This is a genomic window from Pseudomonas sp. P1.31 (genome assembly GCF_001269815.1).
Classification (GTDB): domain Bacteria; phylum Pseudomonadota; class Gammaproteobacteria; order Pseudomonadales; family Pseudomonadaceae; genus Aquipseudomonas; species Aquipseudomonas rustica.
In genome coordinates, this window is sequence record NZ_LHVN01000019.1 from 121,088 (window position 1) to 140,373 (window position 19,286).

Annotated in this window: 13 protein-coding genes; 7 read left to right on the forward strand and 6 right to left on the reverse strand. The window is 59.2% G+C overall.

Annotated elements, in window-relative coordinates; genetic code table 11:
• Window positions 1-93 precede the first annotated feature (93 nt).
• The gene (locus AD669_RS11545) at window positions 94-1,146 is read right to left on the reverse strand and encodes an aldo/keto reductase (RefSeq protein ID WP_053119789.1); all 1,053 of its coding nucleotides are present in this window, start codon (window positions 1,144-1,146) and stop codon (window positions 94-96) included.
• 282 nt (window positions 1,147-1,428) lie between these two features.
• Here AD669_RS11545 and zapE point away from each other — a divergent pair, with 282 nt between their 5' ends.
• From zapE to AD669_RS11560, 3 genes are all read left to right on the forward strand, one after another.
• Window positions 1,429-2,547 carry a cell division protein ZapE gene (gene zapE / locus AD669_RS11550; RefSeq protein WP_053119790.1) on the forward strand — a complete coding sequence of 373 codons (1,119 nt, stop codon included), beginning with the start codon at window positions 1,429-1,431 and terminating at the stop codon, window positions 2,545-2,547.
• A gap of 17 nt (window positions 2,548-2,564) precedes the next feature.
• On the forward strand, window positions 2,565-3,146 hold the full coding sequence (locus AD669_RS11555) for a DinB family protein (protein ID WP_053120457.1): 582 nt from the start codon (window positions 2,565-2,567) through the stop codon (window positions 3,144-3,146).
• 177 nt (window positions 3,147-3,323) lie between these two features.
• Window positions 3,324-3,821, forward strand: coding sequence for a GNAT family N-acetyltransferase (locus tag AD669_RS11560; protein ID WP_053119792.1), 498 nt, complete (start codon window positions 3,324-3,326; stop codon window positions 3,819-3,821).
• 76 nt (window positions 3,822-3,897) lie between these two features.
• Here the strand turns inward: AD669_RS11560 and AD669_RS11565 are convergent, their stop codons facing one another.
• The 3 genes from AD669_RS11565 to AD669_RS11575 form a co-directional block, all read right to left on the reverse strand.
• The gene (locus AD669_RS11565) at window positions 3,898-4,107 is read right to left on the reverse strand and encodes a hypothetical protein (protein ID WP_053119794.1); all 210 of its coding nucleotides are present in this window, start codon (window positions 4,105-4,107) and stop codon (window positions 3,898-3,900) included.
• Between the two features lie 298 nt (window positions 4,108-4,405).
• Window positions 4,406-6,652, reverse strand: a complete 2,247-nt coding sequence (locus AD669_RS11570; RefSeq protein ID WP_053119796.1) for a TonB-dependent siderophore receptor — start codon at window positions 6,650-6,652, stop codon at window positions 4,406-4,408.
• 242 nt (window positions 6,653-6,894) lie between these two features.
• The gene (locus AD669_RS11575) at window positions 6,895-8,646 is read right to left on the reverse strand and encodes a phosphoethanolamine transferase CptA (protein WP_053119798.1); all 1,752 of its coding nucleotides are present in this window, start codon (window positions 8,644-8,646) and stop codon (window positions 6,895-6,897) included.
• A 231-nt stretch (window positions 8,647-8,877) separates the two neighbouring features.
• Here AD669_RS11575 and AD669_RS11580 point away from each other — a divergent pair, with 231 nt between their 5' ends.
• Window positions 8,878-13,677, forward strand: a complete 4,800-nt coding sequence (locus tag AD669_RS11580; RefSeq protein ID WP_053119800.1) for a dermonecrotic toxin domain-containing protein — start codon at window positions 8,878-8,880, stop codon at window positions 13,675-13,677.
• Window positions 13,678-13,719: 42 nt separating this feature from the next.
• Here the strand turns inward: AD669_RS11580 and AD669_RS11585 are convergent, their stop codons facing one another.
• Entirely contained in the window at window positions 13,720-13,908 is a 189-nt protein-coding gene (locus AD669_RS11585) for a DUF6026 family protein (protein WP_053119802.1), read from the reverse strand.
• Between the two features lie 275 nt (window positions 13,909-14,183).
• Here AD669_RS11585 and gnd point away from each other — a divergent pair, with 275 nt between their 5' ends.
• The 3 genes from gnd to AD669_RS11600 are packed head-to-tail and all read left to right on the forward strand — an operon-like array spanning window position 14,184 to window position 17,511.
• Window positions 14,184-15,164 carry a phosphogluconate dehydrogenase (NAD(+)-dependent, decarboxylating) gene (gene gnd, locus AD669_RS11590; protein ID WP_008082539.1) on the forward strand — a complete coding sequence of 327 codons (981 nt, stop codon included), beginning with the start codon at window positions 14,184-14,186 and terminating at the stop codon, window positions 15,162-15,164.
• Complete coding sequence (zwf, locus tag AD669_RS11595) at window positions 15,161-16,684, forward strand: glucose-6-phosphate dehydrogenase (RefSeq protein WP_053119804.1); 1,524 nt, start codon at window positions 15,161-15,163, stop codon at window positions 16,682-16,684. The genes gnd and zwf overlap by 4 nt, the downstream gene beginning before the upstream one ends.
• Entirely contained in the window at window positions 16,681-17,511 is an 831-nt protein-coding gene (locus AD669_RS11600) for a Cof-type HAD-IIB family hydrolase (RefSeq protein WP_053119805.1), read from the forward strand. Before zwf ends, AD669_RS11600 begins: the two co-directional genes overlap by 4 nt.
• A 211-nt stretch (window positions 17,512-17,722) precedes the next feature.
• Here the strand turns inward: AD669_RS11600 and nhaB are convergent, their stop codons facing one another.
• Window positions 17,723-19,225: a sodium/proton antiporter NhaB gene (nhaB, locus tag AD669_RS11605; protein WP_053119807.1), complete on the reverse strand. Its 1,503-nt coding sequence runs from the start codon at window positions 19,223-19,225 to the stop codon at window positions 17,723-17,725.
• Window positions 19,226-19,286: the final 61 nt, after the last annotated feature.

Genomic DNA, 19,286 nt, shown 5'->3' on the forward strand with positions numbered 1-19,286 from the left:
CGAAAGCGGCGTATCAGTCGATGCATGAGTTGACTGAACCACCGCCTTCGCGAGCAAGCTCTGCTCCTACAAGGGTGTGTGGCGTTGAGGGTGTCAGGCCACTGGGATGATCGGCCGATCCAGCGTCTCCGGCCCGGTGTAGCGGGGTGCTGAACTGGTAATCGTCTCGAACGGCACGCCCGCCGGCACGCTACTCACACCCTCCAGCCGCGCCAGTTGTTCATCGCTCAGTTGCACCGCAAGCGCCCCCAACGTCGCATCCAGTTGTTCACGGGTACGCGAACCCAGAATCGGGATCAGCGCCGTGGTCGAGCGCTTGGCTTTTTCGCGCAGCCAGGCAATCGCGACGTGAGTGGGGCTAACGCCGATCTCGCTGGCAACCGCGAGCAAGGCATCGAGCAAAGCCGTTTCCCGCGCGCTTTTTTCCGCATGCACCAGCATGCCGAGTTTGGCTGCGCGGTTGTTGTCATCGTTGCCGCGATACTTGCCGGTGAGGAAGCCGCCACCCAATGGCGACCAGAGTGTTGCGGCCAGTCCGAGGGCTTCGGCCATCGGCAGTAATTCCCGTTCGGCGGTGCGTTCGGCGAGGCTGTACTCGACTTGAATCGCAGCAATCGGCGCGAACCCGCGCACCTCTGCCAGCACGTCGGCGCGAGCGATGCGCCAGGCCGGGAAGTTCGACAAACCGGCGTAGTGAATCTTGCCGGCGCGCACTAGATCGTCGAAGCCGCGCAGGATCTCCTCCATCGGCGTCACGCCATCGCTGATGTGCGCCCAGAACAGATCGATGTGATCGGTCTTCAAGCGCTTCAGGCTTTCTTCGACGGCACGCATCATGTTTTTGCGGCTGTTGCCGGTGTGGGAAATATCGGCCGCCGGCGTGGTGCCCATGCTGTATTTGGTGGCGATGACCAGTCGATCGCGCTCAGGCGCGATGAACTCGCTGAGCATCGACTCCGATTGCCCGCCCTGATAACCATTGGCGGTGTCGATGAAATTGCCGCCGGCCTCGAGGTAACCGTCGAAAATGCGTTTGGCTTCGTCACGCTCTGCGCCATGCCCCCAACCGGTGCCAAAGTTGCCGGCGCCCAGCGCCAGTTCCGATACACGCAAGCCGGTTTTACGGCCAAAAACCTTGTAGTGCATGGCGATGCTCCCGATCCGACTCAGTAAGATTACGGTTGAAATATGGCGCCAATATGATGCTGGTAATATTCCACTGTCAAGACACACTCCGCTCAACGGTACCCTCGTATTTGTAGGAGCCGAGCTTGCTCGCGAAGGCGGTGGATCAGTCAATTCATGCGTCGACTGATACGCCGCCTTCGCGAGCAAGCTCGGCTCCTACAGGGTTTTGCGGTGCTCTCAAGCCTGGTTGGCTAACGGCGATGAGTCCGTTTTGCGGGCCGTCGTGGCATACTCCCGCGCATGACTTTCGACTCCCCCCTCAGCGCTTGGCAACACGCCATCGAGCACAAGGGCTTCATCCAGGATGAAGCTCAGGAGCACGCCGTCTGGGCGTTGCAAAAATGCCACGAAGCTTTGCACGCCGGGGCCAAGTCGGTCACCGGCGTGTACCTGTGGGGCCCGGTCGGGCGGGGCAAAACGTGGCTGATGGATCAGTTCTATCAAAGCCTGCGCGTGCCGGCGCGGCGACAGCATTTCCATCACTTCATGGGCTGGGTGCATCAGCGTTCGTTCCAGTTGACCGGTATCGCCGACCCGTTGCGCGCGCTGGCCAAGGAACTGGCAGCCGAAGTGCGGGTGCTGTGTTTCGACGAACTGTTCGTCAACGACATTGGTGACGCGATCATTCTCGGTCGGCTGTTTCAGGTGATGTTCGACGAAGGCGTGGTGGTGGTTTGCACGTCCAATCTGCCGCCGGATGATCTGTACGCCGATGGCTTCAACCGTGACCGCTTCACGCCGGCAATCGCTTCGATCAAGGCGCACATGCAGGTGGTGCCGGTGAACGGCGCCGAAGACCATCGTCTGCACCCCGGCACCGGGCTGCAGCGTTACTTCGTCGCCACGCCGGAGCAGGGCAGCGCGCTGGATGAGGTGTTTCAAACGCTGAACGCCGGGCAACCCGCCAGCGCTGAGCCTGTGTCGGTCGGCCACCGCGTGTTGAACGTGGTGCAGGCCAGTGCGACGGTGCTCTGGTGTCGCTACGCCGATCTCTGCGAGCAACCGTTCGCCGCCATGGATTTCATCGCGCTGTGTGATGCCTACCAGTCTATTCTGTTGAGCGAGGTGCCCAACCTTAGCGCGCAGAAACGCGAAGGCCGCATTGCCCGTGGCACCGAGGACAACGCCGAGCGCGTGGCGGCGGGGGATCGCGAGTTGCCGCAGTTGTCGGTGCATGACGACGGTGTACGGCGCTTCATCGCCCTGGTCGACGAGTGCTACGACCGCAAGGTGCCGCTGTACATTGAGGCGCAAGTGCCAATGGATGCGCTGTACACCGAGGGTTATCTGGAATTCCCGTTCCGTCGCACCCTCAGCCGTTTGCAGGAGATGCAATTGCAGCGCTTTGCGGAAGCGTGAGTGAAGAGGGCGCCAACATGACCCAGCCGCTGTCCCATCATTTGCTGACCATGGCCTATCAAAATGCCTGGGCCAACCATCGTCTGGCCAAGGCCTGGATGCAGCTCGATGGCGCGGATCTCGTCGCGCCGCGCATCAGTTTTTTCCCCAGTATTCGTCTGACCCTCAATCACATCCTCACTTGCGACTGGTTCTATGTCGACGCGCTGGAACGCGAGTTGCGCGGGGCCGAGCCGCACCCGGATTGTTACGTGTTTTTCATTCAGGATGAGCCGTTTACCGAGGCTGCGTCCCTGCGCGAGGAACAGGCGCATGTGGATCGCCGGCTGATCGCCTATTGCGAGCAGATGCGCGATGCCGATCTGGGCCGAATCGTCACCATCGCCCGCGACACGCCGCAACATGACAGCCGATTGCGCATGCTTTCGCATCTGTTTGAACATCAGATTCATCATCGTGGGCAGGTGCACGCAATGCTCAGTGACACCTCGGTGAAGCCGCCGCAACTGGACGAGTTTTTCTGCGCGGGAGAGGCCAGGTTGCGGGCTGAAGACTTCGCCGAACTCGGCTGGACGGAAGAGCTGATTTGGGGGCATTGATTTTTCGAAAGCAAAAGATCGCAGCCTTCGGCAGCTCCTACAGGGGAATGGGATCCATGTAGGAGCTGCCGAAGGCTGCGATCTTTTGATCTTGTCGACAACACCGTGCTCGCGCTAAGGTCAGGCAGCCTATCAGTGCGCACTTTGCGCGCCGGGGTTGTGTGTTTGGGGATGGAAATGGATTCCGCAGAAATTCTTGTACTTCAGGCCAGTTACACCAATCCAGTGCATGCCGAGGCCATCGGCGTGGTACTCAACAACTATGCAGAAGATCCCATGGGCGGCGGTCATCCGATTGCCCCCGAGCTGCTGCAACGCCTGCCGGAAGAGCTGGCCCGGCGACCGCATGCGTTCAGCGTGCTGGCGTTCGTTGGCGGTGAGCCGGCCGGTTTGGTGAACTGCTTTGAAGGCTTTTCGACGTTCGCCTGCCGACCGCTGGTCAACGTTCACGATGTGGCGGTGGTGAACAAGTTTCGCGGTCTCGGCTTAAGCCAGAAGATGCTGCGCAAGGTCGAGGACATCGCCCGCCAGCGTGGCTGCTGCAAGATCACCCTTGAAGTGCTCGAAGGCAACGATATCGCCCAGGGCTCTTACCGCAAATTCGGTTTTGCCCCGGGGATGTTTAACCCGGAGCACGGCCGCATGCTGTTCTGGATCAAGGATTTGCAGGCATAAAAAAAGGCGCCCCAACAGGGCGCCCAACTGTCATCTGCGGTGACCGGAGCACAGTCCTCGCAGGTCCATCGGTGATTCAGTTGCGATAAGACTCGGTCACTTGGGCCGTCTGGTCGTCGGGAACCCGCAGTTCTTTGGTCTTGGCGTCGCTCACCTGTTCGCTTTGCGCGTGGTGAACGGGAAAGTTGTTGAAGTAGTAGCGCATGCGTTCGGCGCCCCCTTCGGCAAAAGCGCTGGCAGAGCCAAGGGCTAGCAGCCCGGCAAGCATTACAGTCGTGGTTTTCATGGTGCCTCCTACTGAACAAGTCGGAGCCGTTCGTCCATGAAGCAGAACTCGAAAGCGAGTGTGTTCTTCAGGAATTAACTCGGGGTTAACACCAGAACATTCGTGGTGGGAGGAATAACTGTGGCGAGGGGATTTATCTGTGGCGAGGGGATTTATCCCCGATGGGGCGCGCAGCGGCCCCTCTTTTGATCTGAAAGAGAAGGGGGCCTGCTGCGCAGGCCATCGGGGATAAATCCCCTCGCCACAGATAAATCCCCTCACCACCGATAAACCCTGCACTACTCGGATAGGGGAGGGACTAAAGCTTCCAGTCCAGACTCAGCGCCACCGTGCGCGGATCACCCCAGAACACGCCGTTGTAGAAGCCGACATTGTCGTAATACTTCTCGTCAAACAGGTTGTCGACGTTCAGCGACGCCGACACGTGCTCGTCGAATTGATAACGCGACATCAGCTTGACCACGGTGTACGCGCCCTGATGAATCTTGGTGTTCTCTGTAATGAAATCACCATTCGCCTCACGCCCGACCGGTCGATCAGCGTAGTCGAACATCGCACTCTGCCAATTCACCGCACCGCCGACCGTCAGCGCCTGCCAATCCCCCGGCAAACGATACGCCGTCGACACGCGCAGCATGTTCAACGGCGAACTGGTATTGGTGCGCTGTTTATCGCCATTGACCGAATGGGTATAGGTGTAACCTGCCGTCATGTTCCAGCCAGTCATCACTTCGCCAGACACTTCCGCTTCGAAACCGTTGACCTTGTTGCCCTTGCCGCCAGACTTATAAAACTCTTCGCCGCTAGCCGGATCCGGTGGTACCGAATCGTCAAGTTCGGCCACGTTGTCCTGCTTGCTCCAGAACACCGCTGTCGCGACGTTGAGGCGTTCTTCCAGCAGGCTGCCCTTGAGACCGACTTCGTAGTTGCTGCCCACCACCGGGTCGAGGTAGTTGCGGCTGCTGTCGCGGTAACTCTGCGGTTTGAAAATATCGGTGTAACTGGCGTAGACCGTGTATTCCGGCGTCAGGTCGTAGAGCAGACCGGCGTAAGGCGTCCAGATGTCGTTCTGGCGCTGAGTGGTGCTGTCGACACTGGTCAGTTGCAGGTTTTCGTCGTAGTAACGATCGTCCTTTTTGCCTTCCCAACTGCCGTAGCGGCTGCCGATCACCGCGTGCAGTTCATCGGTCAGGCTCAGGCGTGTGGCGATGTAGCCGGCCTTCTGGCGGGTGCTGCTGCGCGAGCCGGTGCGGCCGGTAACGGTGTCGGAGAACTTGGCGATATCGCCCATGTATTTCCAGTCACGAATGCTGTCATAACCCGCAGGCACCGCGCCCGCGACGATGGACGGGGAATACGAACGGTGATTCGCCTCGCCGTAACCGAGCATCATTTCGTGCTCACGGCCGAGCAGGCTGTACGGGCCGGACAGATTGAAGTCGTACACATTCATTTTCTGATTGCCGAGCATATGGCCCCGGTAGGCGTACATGCCGCTGCGATCGGCTTCCGGGAACCCTGTGCCGCCGTAATAAACCTTGCCGTCGACATCGCTGTCGCGGTGGGTGTAGGCGGCTTTCAGGCGCCAGCCACCGGCCAGATGCTGATCCAGCGTGGCGAACGCGGTTTTATCGCGCAGCGGCCACGAACTCCATGACGTCGCCATGTTGGTCGAACGACCGAGCCCGGCCTTGGTGCCATCGGCATTCCAGTACGGCAGGGTGCCCCATGAGGTGCCCTGAACCTGTTTGTCCTGATAGTCATAACCCACTGCCAACACGGTGGAGTCAGTCAGATCCGCCTCAAGAATGCCGTAGCCGACTCCACGTTGCAGGGCGTAGCTGTCGCGGAACGACTGGCTGTCGCGATACGCCAGCACCGTGCGCCCGCGCAAACGACCATCGAACGCCAGCGGCCCACCAACGTCGACGTAGCTGTAGTAATCGTCATAACTGCCGCCGCTGACCCCGGCCAGCGCCTGCCATTGAGCCGTCGGGCGTTTGCGCACCATGTTGATCGTCGCCGAAGGGTCGCCAGCGCCCGTGGTCAGGCCAGTGGCGCCGCGTACCACTTCGATGCGGTCGTAGATGATGGTGTCGGCATCGGTCTTCATCCGGTCGAAGGTGTTGAGCATCCCGTCGATCTGGAAATTGTTGATCGAGTAGCCGCGCGACGAATAACCGACCCGATCCGAATCGTTGTGCTGCACGACGATACCCGTGGTCTGGCTCATGGCTTCGGACAAGGTACCGAGTTTGAAATCGTCCATTTGCTGACGGGTGACCACGGACACAGATTGCGGGGTTTCCTTGATCGACAGGTTCAGCCGGGTCGCGGTGCTCATGGCGCCGGTGGTGTAGGCATCGGTGTTTTCGGTGGTGATGCCCAAACCTTGGGCGGTAACGTTGGTCGACGCCAGTTCGAGCGCCGTAGAGGCAGGCTCTGGCTGTTGTTCAACGTCTGTTTCGGCCAGCAAGTCAGGGCTCAGTGCAACGCCGCAGAGGCCGAGGGTGAGGGTCATGGAACGGGTGATAGGCGCGAACATCGCAGCCGACTCCTTGTCTTCGAGGGGAAATATCCTTTGGTTCAAAGACGAAGAGGGCGGATGCGATTTAGTAACAAACAAGAAATATTGTTATTTGGGTGTTTCAAAACCCCGTAGGAGCTGCCGAAGGCTGCGATCTGTTGATCTTGTCTTCTTAAAAACAAAGTCAAAAGATCGCAGCCTTCGGCAGCTCCTACAGGGAATGGTGGGCATGAAAAAGGGGCCTTTTTGGCCCCTTTACGTTATTGCTGTTGCGCCACTTCGGGTGGTGCCTCTGCAGGTTTTTTCGGCTTCATCAGACTGAAGTCGATCAAGGCACGTTGCTGCTTCTCATACGGGTTGCCGATCAACAACGGACGCGGCTTGAAGCTGTCACTCACCAGGCTCTTGCTGCGATCCAGTTCATCGGAACTCAAACCGGCCAGATCCGCCCAGGTATGGATCAGGTGCGAGCTGCTGTAAGGGCGATCCAGATCAGCGGCGAAGTTCCAGTCATGGTTTTCACGCCACTTTGGCGATGCCCACGCCATGAACGGAATGGTGTACATCGGCGCTGTCGGTTTGTTCTCGTTACGGCCCAGCGTGGTGTGGCCGACCGAGTCGAACACGTCTTCACCGTGGTCGGAGAGGTACAGCAGGAAGCCGTTCGGATCGGACTTGGCGTAGTCCTTGATCAGGCTCGACACCACAAAGTCGTTGTACAACACGGCGTTGTCGTAGCTGTTGTAAGTCGGCACCTGATCGTCACGCACGCCGGCCGGTACGCCGGTGCGATCCTGGAACTTGTCGAAGCTCGGTGGATAACGGTACTGGTAGCTCATGTGCGTGCCGAGCAAATGCACGACGATCAACTTGCGCGGTGCCGGATCGGTCAGGGCCTTGTTGAACGGCTCGATCACGTCGCCGTCGTACTGCGCGGCGTTCTGGTTGCGGTTGTTGTTCAGGTACACCTGCTCGTCGGCCTGTTCGGAAAAGGTCGTGAGCATGGTGTTGCGCTTGGTCATGGTCTGCTGGTTGGTGATCCAGAAGGTCTTGTAACCGGCCTGTTTCATCATGCTGACCAGCGACGGCGTCGACAGGTACAGATCCGGATTCTCTTCATCAGCGAAGGTCAGCACTTGCTGCAAGGCTTCGATGGTGTAAGGGCGCGGGGTGATGACGTTGTCGAACACCGCGAGCTGATCTTTGAGCTTGTCCAGTTCCGGCGTGGTCTTGCGCGGGTAGCCGTAAAGGCTCATGCGCTGACGGTTGGTCGACTCACCGATCACCAACACCAGGGTTGCAGGCTGATTGGCAGAAGCGTCCTGGAGGTTTTTCAGCGGCGGAATCTTGCTCGCGCTGTGCAGCATGTCCTGCATGTCGGCCAGGGTGTTGACGTAGCGGTGATAGGCCACCGCCATCTGCCACGGCACGGCCGGCTCGATGCGGGTTTCGAACTTCTCGAAGCCTTCAGTAAAGCTGCCGGTGCGCATGGTTTGCTTGATCAGCGGGTAGCCAGCCACTGCAATCACGATCGCGGCGGCAGCCACATAGGCACGGCCACGCGGCATGTACACCGGGCGTAGACGCGTCCACAGGAAGTAGGCGAACAGGGTATGGGCGAGGAACGCCGGCACCATCCACCAGGCAAAGTACTGGGTCATGTACTCGCCCGCTTCAGAAATGTTCGACTCGAACATGATGAAGATGACGCTTTGCGAGAATTCTTGCTGATAGATGAAGAAGTAACCGAGGCTGGCCATCGAGCAGGCCCACAGCACCACGCCGATCACGGCGGCAATCAGTTTTGTGCGCTTGGGGAACAGCAGCATCGGCGCCAGCCAGATTGCGCTCATCACGAACGCCTGACGGAAACCGGTGAAACCGGAGGTGCCGGTCAACTGGATCAGCAGCTGGGTAATACCCGAGAAGTACCAGAAGAAAACGAACAGCCAGAGAAAACCGGCCCAGTCAAAACCTGTCGCAGACTTGTTGCTGCGTTTGAACATCGCCATCAGCGCTCCAGCTTTTAAATTAATTGTGCGGATGCACCGGGGGGTGATCGCGCAAATGCCATCCGCGCAGAAAATGAGCGGTTATCCACAAAAGGAGAAGTATCCGCAATCCGTTGTGAAAAGTTTGTGATTTACACCCGAACGGCACTTGCCGTGCGGTATTGGGATACCGCACGGCAAGTGCCGCGATAGGGTTTGATGAGGTTCGCCCGAATCCAGAAGGAAATGGATATGACCGAACCTGTCTTAACCGAGCCTGCGTTGCAGGCCAATGAAGTCCTGGCCCAGGCGGTAGCACTGGAGTTTGCACAGCGGCCGATTGTCATCACAGCGGTTCTCAAGCATTTTTCCGCTGCATTGGCCCGGCGTTTTCCAGCGCAACGCATCAACGTTCTTACCACAACGCTCAACCTGCCGGCGTGGGAGGCCGACGATGAACGCGACAACAGCGTTCACGCCGTTGAAATAGAAGGGGCGGGACACACTACCGTGCCACTGCTTGAAGTGATGATCCACAGCATCACCGGCAAGGCGTCATTGCACTTCACCGCCGGGCATTTTCTCAGCGATGTAAACGGACAGCGTCTGCAGGTCGACATGCCCGAGGTCGAAGACCTGCTACGCGCAATACCGAAGGTGCTGCCCGCTTTGCTTCAGCAGGCGCTGACCGATTTCTGGAGCGATACGCTCACCCGCTATACGCGACGATGGCAGTGGTTTGCGGACATCTGCAAAGCCGCGCTGGTGCTCAACTTGACGCCGGCGAGCGACCTCGACCACGAGCAAATCCTGACGCTGCGTCAGATTGCCCACTGTCCTGAGAAAGCCGAACGACAGCGGGCATATGGCGCTGATTGTGCAGAGGCCTGGTTGATGAGCTACAGCGCAACCAGCGGCGAAGCGGCGCACACGGGGCACGACATACTGGTAACGCGCCGCGTCGGAGCGCGCCAGATCGTCCTGTGTTTCGATCCTGCCGGAAACGTTGCCGCGTTCGACACGCTGCAAGCCGTGACCGATCGGTATGGCGGCGTGGGCACCGCGATCAACGTCGATATCCAGCTTTGGTCGATAACGGCGGACGTCTTTGTCACCCAGGTTCAGGCTGTGCTCGACGCGCAACTGGGCAAGCTTGCACAGTGGGGAGACGCTGGTGGTCATGACCTGGCTGATCTCGAAGCGCAGTTCGCTGCGATCGGAGATACCGGCGCGTTGTTTTATGTAGCGTCAGATCTGGCTGTGCCTTCAGGTGTGTTCGGCGCGGTAGCCAACAATCAGCCTCTATGGCTTTCTCTCGCTTCCTCCGTGCAACTGCTTGATTGCAGTCAACGCTTGTTGGCGTTGGCGGCATTGCACTTAGCCACCGAGGGTCGCAGCTACGATGACGGTATCGACAGCGCCGCGACATTTGCCAGGCATGCACTGATTGGCGCCATGGCACCTTTCGGTACGGGCTTTGACCCGGACGCGCTGCTCGTCACGCAAACCCGCTATCAAGCGGATGCTTTCGGCGTGGCCACCGGCACAGCGATTGTTGAGACGACGACTCTGACCCAACGTGCACTGATGAATCTCGGAGGGCTGGTGCACGCCAAAACCACTTGGCGCTTGCGCGATGACTCAGTTTTACCTGCCTGGGTCAGTGAGGACTCGCTGCGATCGCTGATCACTGACGCCGATATCGGCGCTGGCTATACAGAAATGGTCAAACGTGAGCTTCTCGATGACCCCGTTAAAAGGCTTTGGCGAGAACGGCGTTTTGCCGAACACCTGCGCGTGCAACTGCCGTTGCTGGCACTTGAAAGCCACATTACCGGACGCGGCGCGCTGACTGAGGCGGGTTATCGGCAGGTGGATGCGCTGATGCAGGTGCAAATCATCGACCGCAAAGTCGATGCGCAACCCATCGTGATCCGTCCGCTGGCGTTTGTGCTGGACGCGGCAGAGCGTGTCGACGTGGTCAGTAACATGTTCGTGATCGGCCCGCAAAGTGTCGACGCAGGGCCGCATGTGTTGTACCGACCGCTTTATTCTCCGCCATTGATGCAATTCAGCTCGTTGCCGGCGTTGCTGGCTGCGATCTGCGCTGATACATCGCTACAGAAAAGTGTGCTCGACTGGCTTGAGCCGGACGCGCGCAGCATTTACGCCAATGGAGGATTTGAGGAGCCTCATCTGGCGACGGTCATCATTGACGTCGATTTTCCAGTGCGGCCTGCGCCGGCAGCGCCGGTGATCAGTGAGTTACCCGTCGTCGGCGATCCGCTGATGGAGCTGTACCGTGCCAATGCACATTTTTTGCTGCAAAAGGCGGATGAGCAGACAGTTTCTAACGCCGAGTATCGCTGGTCTGTGCTGCTCGGGCTGGGTGTGCATGTTTTCGATGCGTTGCTAGGGTTGATCATGCCCTATCTGCGAGGCTCTACGGCGGCGGCAGGCTGGTTAATGACGCTGGAGCTGGATGCCCTGCGATCATTGACTGCCTTGGGCAGCGGTGAGGTCGACCCGGGCCGTCAGTTGTTGGTCAGTCTGATGGCGCAACTGGCCGTGGCATTGCTGGCGCATCGACTCGCGGAGCGCGACATCGCCTTGCCAGGCACGCCTGTCAGGGCTGCGCGTACGCCTCACGCCAGTTCTATAGGTCATGTTCTGACGACAACCGCTTCGGTCGAAGAGGCGCTGGACACGGTTGTGGACTTTTCTGTCGCGCCCCCCAGGGATTCACGCACGCGACTCGAACGCTACCTGAGCCTGCACCCACAAGGCGTCGGGCCGCGCATTGATACTGCGGCGTTCCCCGGCATTCATGTAGTCGACGGTCGTTGGTACGCGAAGGTGCCTGGCCGAATTGCCGGTTGGGGATGGGCGCAGGTGACGCCGGTCGAGGCGCCGGATGTGGTCATGCTGGATCACACCGGCCAACCGATAAAGTGGCTGCAACTGCGTTACAACGGGAATGACCAGTGGGATACCGCTCCGGAGTTTCGTGTCCGCCACGGCGGGCGGGCGGCCAGTCGTCTGCGCAACTTCGTATCAGGTGATCCACAGCTCAATGCCGCTCGCGCAGCCCGCGCCAATAAGCTGGAGCGGCTCAAGGCAAAAAGAGCGGAGCTTGACGTACAGATCATCAAGGTCAGAGAAAGCGGTAACGCGGCGATTCTCGCTTTCCACAACGCCTCGGCGGGATTCGACGAGTTACAGGCGCGCATAGATGGCACTCAGGGCAGGGAGCAGGCGCAATTGAAGCGCGAGATGCAGGCTCTGCAGCAGCGGTTACGGATTCTCGATCCGCAGATCCACAAGGCTGGGGCCTCCTACGCCGAACTGCAGCTCAAATACATCACGGAACTGGACAAGGTGCGCCCGATACTTGATGCCGATGAGCATTATCTACGCGAGGACAGAATCCATTACCTCGAGGACAAACTGGCACGACTTTTCGTCATAGAAAATGCCCTGGAGAATGTCTCCGATACCATGCCGCAGTTGGGTTTCGGCAAGGAGCAGGTGTTCCCGCTGGTGTATGACGGCGCTGCGTCCGCCAATGACGTTCCCTACAACGCATTGTTTGAAGCGCGCAAACGCATTCTGAAGTTCTACCCCACGCGCATCGAAGTCAGTCAGGCGCTGGAAGATACCGCTGAAGAGCTGGTTAAAGTTGACGAGGTTGTCTCAAAGGGCCGTCGTTCGGCGAGTTTTATTCAGGGTTTTACTGCTCGAGCGTTGAACACTGATGACTACAAGGTCTTCGAACTGATGTCGATACAGGGCGCACTCACGGGTAATCCGGCTCATTCGCCCAGCATGCTCGAAGCCGCTGCGATCGAGGGACTCAGCCGAATACCGTTAGGGCGTGTGACCGGCCACCTGTTGGAACTTGATTCAACTTACGGTTTTACCCCCAACGAGCGGATTCTGCTGCTTCAAGATGCCGTCGCTCATTACGCCAATGCTGAAGCATTGGCGCATTGTCTGGAACGGCACGCCGGGGCAACCTCGTTTGTACCAGAGGAATTCGTCAGTCGGTTTCTCGACAGATTGAAGCCTTATCGCTTCAAGGCCGAGCAAGAACTGGAGCGCGTCGCGCGGGCTGAAGTCACGCAAACAGAACCGCAAGAGCCTGCTGCTGATGTGAGACCGCGTGCAAAACGCACCCGCAACAAGACGCGGCGAGTCATCGAAACTGCAGACGGGATGGTCATGGGGTCATCCAGTGACGAATTGGATGATCCTGATGAAACCGTGATCTCCGTTGACCCTTACACGGGGACGCGTACGACCTATTATCGCCATGTGGATGCCGATCCGGCTTACCAGGCCCGGCGGGTCGCGTCACCTGTACCGCCGCGCCCGATACCCGGTCTGGGCAAATTGCTCAAGGACGGGCATTCGCTGCTCAAGGGTGTCGAAGGGTTCAGGATCCGCGTTGCGCAGGCAGCAAACATCTCCATCGAGCCCAAAAGCCAGGAGGACATGTTGGTGAGTCAAGCGCTAAAGCTCGAAGAGACAGCTGATCAGCTACAGCGCAGACGCCACGAATATTCGACGGAGCAGCAAGAAAGTGTGTCCCGACTCGCCCAGGCATTATCGGCTAGCGGTCAAAGTCTTCGCGATCAGGCTGTGCAATTGCGAATCGACGGAGCACGCCGTCTGCCGCCAACCGTCGGTAATCTGCAGTATTTGCTGGATCACCGTGAGGTGCGCATCGGAAATTGGAGCTGGTCAGACAGAACGACCCTCGCCGGTGGTGCTGATTTTTTGCTGGAGTTTGAAGTGCTGGACGAAAAGGCCTTGGCCAATCAACGGCATCGCGTGTTGTGGTACGCGCATTTTCATTGCGCCAAAAAAAACGCGACAACGCTGAAGAAAGGCCATCTGAAATTGGCCAGCTTGCGCTACAAAACCTATGCCGATCAGGTGCGAGAGGCGCAAGCCAATCAGGTCAAGGCAATTGAAAGCGCCAACATCAACGCCAAGGTGGCGGAGAAGCTGTTTTTCATGCATTTGCCGGCAGAGGAGCGATCCAGATAAGCGACCGCTCGACTTTTGATCACTGTGCAGGCGCGTTACGACTTAATTGCGCAGTGCGCGGGCAGTCGGAGCGGGCAGCAGGTCAGCAGAATGTTGGGCTTGCACCAGCGACTGCAGTTGGGCGACCTGGCGCAGGAGCTGTTCACGCTCTTCGCGCAATTGGCGCAGTTCGTCACGACGAACGGTGACATACAACGTTTGTGGGGGACGTGCGGTAACGACTGTATCCATTGCTCACCTCGCAAATGGCATGCATCAACTGTGGACAGGCCCTCGTTCGCGAGGGCTGAACCACTATCGGCGCCAATTTTGATTTCTTTTGTGCGGGAATGGAACTTTTTTATTTTTCATGGTCGGTGTGTCTTCGCCACGTTTCGGGGCGTTATCAGTCTGGATCGGGCACAATGCCCGGAAACTTCATCGCAACGCTCTGGACTAACCTCCTATCAGTCGCGTTGGGCTATAACCAATGACACACATTTATTTGTAGTAAGGAGCATCAGCACATGCAACTCGGGATTATTGGACTGGGCCGCATGGGCGGCAATATTGCGCGGCGTCTGATGCTCAACGGTCACACCACCGTTGTTTACGACCGCAATACCGCTTTCATCGACAACCTGGTCGCCGAGGGCTCCACGGGCGTCGCCGACTTGCCGGCACTGGTTGCCGGTCTGGCCAAACCGCGTGCGGTCTGGGTCATGCTGCCGGCCGGCGCGCCGACCGAAGACACCATCAACACCCTGAGCACACTGCTGGAGGCCGGCGATACCATCATCGACGGCGGCAACACCAACTATAAGGATGACATTCGCCGGGCCAAGACCCTGAACGAGAAGGGCCTGCACTACATCGACGTCGGTACCTCGGGCGGCGTCTGGGGCCTGGAGCGCGGCTATTGCATGATGATCGGCGGCGACGCTGAAACCGTGCAGCGCCTCGACCCGCTGTTCGCTGCACTGGCGCCGGGTATGGGTGACATCCCGCGCACCAAGGATCGCAAGTCCGATGACCACCGCGCCGAACACGGCTACATCCATGCCGGTCCTGCCGGCGCCGGGCACTTCGTGAAGATGATTCACAACGGCATCGAGTACGGCATGATGGCCGCGTTCGCTGAGGGCTTCGACATCCTCAAGACCAAATCCAGCGAGCGTCTGCCGGAAGATCAGCGTTTTGATCTGAACGTGGCTGACATCGCCGAAGTCTGGCGTCGTGGCAGCGTGGTGTCCTCGTGGTTGCTCGACCTGACGGCTGATGCGCTGGCCAGCGATCCGAAACTCGACGGCTTCTCCGGTTCGGTAGCGGACAGCGGCGAAGGTCAATGGACCATCGAAGCGGCCATGGAACAAGCGGTGCCGGTACCGGTGCTGTCCAACTCGCTGTTCTCGCGCTATCGCTCGCGCGGTCAGGGTACATTTGGCGACAAGATTCTTTCGGCCCAACGCTTCGGCTTCGGCGGCCATGTGGAGACACCGAAGAAATGAGTCATACGATCCGCAGAAAATCCAAGGCAGAACCCGCTCCACCGACCACGCTGTTCCTGTTCGGTGCCCACGGCGACCTGGTCAAGCGCTTGCTGATGCCGGCGCTGTACAACCTCAGTCGCGACGGCCTGCTTGACGAGAATCTGCGGATCGTCGGCGTTGACCACAACGCCATTACCGATGAGGCCTTTGCGCAGAAGCTCGAAGACTTCATCCGTACCGAAGTGGCGGCGAAGGTCGGCAAGGGCGATCAGATGCTTGATCCGGCCTTGTGGGCCAAGCTCGCCAAAGGTATCAGCTACGTCCAGGGCGACTTCCTGGACGACAGCACCTATTCCGCGCTGGCGGCGAAAATCGCCGACAGCGGCACTGGCAATGCGGTGTTCTATCTGGCCACCGCGCCACGTTTCTTCAGTGAAGTGGTGCGCCGACTGGGCGCCGCGAAACTGCTGGAAGAAAGGCCTGAAGCGTTCAGAAGGGTGGTGATCGAGAAGCCGTTCGGCTCCGATCTGCACACCGCCGAAGCGCTCAACGCCTGTTTGCTCAAGGTGATGTCCGAGAAGCAGATCTATCGGATCGACCATTACCTGGGCAAGGAAACCGTGCAGAACATTCTGGTCAGCCGGTTCTCCAACAGCCTGTTCGAAGCGTTCTGGAACAACCATTACATCGACCACGTGCAAATCACCGCGGCGGAAACCGTCGGTGTTGAAACCCGTGGCAGTTTTTACGAACACACCGGCGCGCTGCGTGACATGGTGCCCAATCACCTGTTCCAGTTGCTGGCCATGGTCGCCATGGAACCGCCGGCGGCGTTCGGGGCTGACGCGGTGCGCGGCGAGAAGGCCAAAGTGGTTGGCGCGATTCGTCCGTGGACGACCGAAGAGGCGCGCGCCAACTCGGTTCGCGGCCAGTACAGCGCCGGCGAAGTCGACGGCAAAGCCTTGAACGGCTATCGCCAGGAGCCCAACGTCGCGCCGGACAGCAGCACCGAAACCTACGTGGCGCTGAAGGTGATGATCGATAACTGGCGCTGGGTCGGCGTGCCGTTCTATCTGCGCACCGGCAAGCGCATGAGCGTGCGCGACACCGAGATCGTCATCTGCTTCAAACCGGCGCCTTATGCGCAGTTCCGTGACACCGAAGTCGACGAGTTGCAGCCGACTTACCTGCGCATCCAGATCCAGCCCAACGAAGGCATGTGGTTCGACCTGCTGGCGAAACGGCCGGGGCCGGCGCTGAACATGGCCAACATCGAGTTGGGGTTTGCCTACAAGGATTTCTTCGAGATGCAGCCGTCGACAGGTTACGAAACCCTGATCTACGACTGCCTGACCGGCGATCAGACGCTGTTCCAGCGCGCCGACAACATCGAGAACGGCTGGCGCGCCGTGCAACCGTTCCTCGATGCCTGGCAGCAGGATGCGAGCGTGCAGACTTATGCTGCCGGTGACGATGGCCCGCAGGCCGCCGAAGACCTGCTGACTCGCGATGGTCGCGTCTGGCATGGCCTCGGGTGAGTGACCTGCCGAAACAACCCATCCGTTTTCTGCTCAGTGACATGGACGGCACGCTGTTGCTGCCCGATCACACGCTGAGCCAGCGCACCATTGATGCGGTTCGTGCCTTGCGTGAGGCGGGCGTGTTGTTCAGCCTCGCCACCGGGCGTCCACCGAAAGCCATGTTGCAGCAGATCGAAGCTTTGGGCGTTGATCTGCCGACAGCGGCGTTCAATGGCGGCACCATCGTCAATCCGGACGGCAGTTTGCTGGCCGCGCATTACTTGCCGGCCACCACCGCGCTGATTGCACTGGCGACGTTCGCCGATCAGCCGGACGTGGAAATCTGGGTGTTCAGCGGCGGCGACTGGCTGCTGAAGGATCCGCACGGGCCGATGGTGCCGCGCGAGCAGCATGGCCTCGGCTATCCGCCGGTGGTGGTTGAGAGTTTCGAGCCGTATCTGGAGCGCATCGACAAGATCGTTGCGACCAGCAATAACACTGAACTGCTGATCGAACTGGAAGCGCGCTTGATTCCGAAGGTCAACGGCATGGCGCAAGTCTCGCGCTCGCAACCGGTGTACCTCGACGTGACCGCGCTGGAAGCCAACAAAGGCACCGCACTGACGACGATTGCCGAGCACCTGGGCATCCCGCTGGAACAGACCGCCGCGATCGGCGATGGCGGCAACGACCCGGCGATGTTCCATTGCGCCGGATTATCGATTGCCATGGGCCAGGCTGAGGACGCGGTAAAGCGCCAAGCCGACGTAGTCACCGCCCCCAACACCGAAGACGGTGTCGCCCAAGCCATCGAAAAATACATCCTCCCAACCCAAAACCTGTAGGAGCCGAGCTTGCTCGCGAAGGGGCTGTGTCAGACAGCGCATTTGTCGAATGACACACCGCTTTCGCGAGCAAGCCCACTCCCACAATTGTTATGCGGCGTTTTGACTGTAGGAGCTGCCGAAGGCTGCGATCTTTTGATCTTGCTTCAAAAACAAGATCAACGGATCGCAGCCTCGTTGCACTCGACAGCTCCTACAACGTGCACGGTGGTTAGAGCCAGTAGCTCACGGCGTACCAGCCCAGCAGGCCCATCACGCAGGTGTACGGCAGCGCCATCCACACCATCCGCCCGTACGACAAGCGCACCAGCGGGGCAATCGCTGAGGTCAGCAGGAACAGAAATGCTGCCTGACCATTCGGCGTCGCCACGCTCGGCAGGTTGGTGCCGGTGTTGATCGCAATCGCCAAGGTCTCAAAGTGCTCGCGGCTCATGTGCCCGGCGAGGAAGGCCTGTTTCACTTCGGTGATGTAAATGGTCGCGACAAACACGTTGTCACTGATCGCCGACAGCACGCCGTTGGCAATGAACAGCATCCCCGGTTGTTGCTCGACCGGCAGTGCCAGCACCCACTGAATCAGCGGCGCAAACAATTGCTGATCATGAATCACCGCCACCACCGCAAAAAACACCACCAGCAGTGCCGTAAACGGCATCGCGTCCTTGAACGCGCTACCGAGACGGTGCTCATCGGTGATCCCGGTAAACGCCGTGATCAGCACGATCACCATCAGTCCAATCAGGCCGACTTCGGCGACGTGAAACGCCAGGCAACCAATCAAAATCAGTGCCGCCGCACCTTGCACCAGCAAAGCGGCGCGTTGACGCGGGGTACGCTCGGCATCGTCTTCGGCGGCGTAATCGGCCAGCACCGCACGCACGTTGTCCGGCAGCAGCGTGCCGTAGCCGAACCAACGCAGTTTCTCCAGCAGCACGCAGGTCACAAGACCGGCCGCCAATACCGGCAACGACACCGGCGCAACCTTGCTGAAAAACTCGCCAAAGTGCCAACCCATCTCATGGCCGATCAACAGGTTTTGCGGCTCACCGACCAGCGTGCAGACACCGCCCAGCGCCGTGCCGACCGCGCCGTGCATCAACAGGCTGCGCAAAAACGCGCGGAATTGTTCGAGATCGTCGTGATGCAGTTTGGGTAGGTGCTGATCGTCGGCAAACTCGCTGTCCTGACGCGGATCATTGCCCGAGGCAACGCGGTGATACACCGAATAGAAACCGACCGCCGCACTGATGATCACGGCCGTAACGGTCAAGGCATCAAGAAACGCCGACAGGAACGCCGAGAGAAAGCAGAACATCAACGCCAGCGCCGCTTTCGAGCGAACCCCCAGCAACAGCCGCGAGAACAAATACAGCAACAGATCCTTCATGAAGTAGATGCCAGCCACCATAAACATCAGCAGCAGGATCACCGGGAAGTTGTGCACCAGCTCATCGTAGAGAGCCTGTGGCGTGGTCATCTTCAGCAGCAGCGCTTCGATCAGCAGCAGGCCGCCCGGCATCAGTGGGTAGCACTTGAGCGCCATGGCCAGGGTGAAAATGAACTCGATCACCAGCAACCAACCGGCAGCGACCGGGCCTGCGGTGAACAGAACTACAGCATTGAGGATCAGGAATCCGACGATGGTCGCCTTATACCAACGTGGCGAATGCCCGAGAAAATTTTGCGCGAACGCCTGGGCCATTGAACCGGACATCGGTTGCTCCTTATCTTAAGAAGCGCGCAAGTTGCCGCATGTGTCGAGCAAGTTCAAGTTG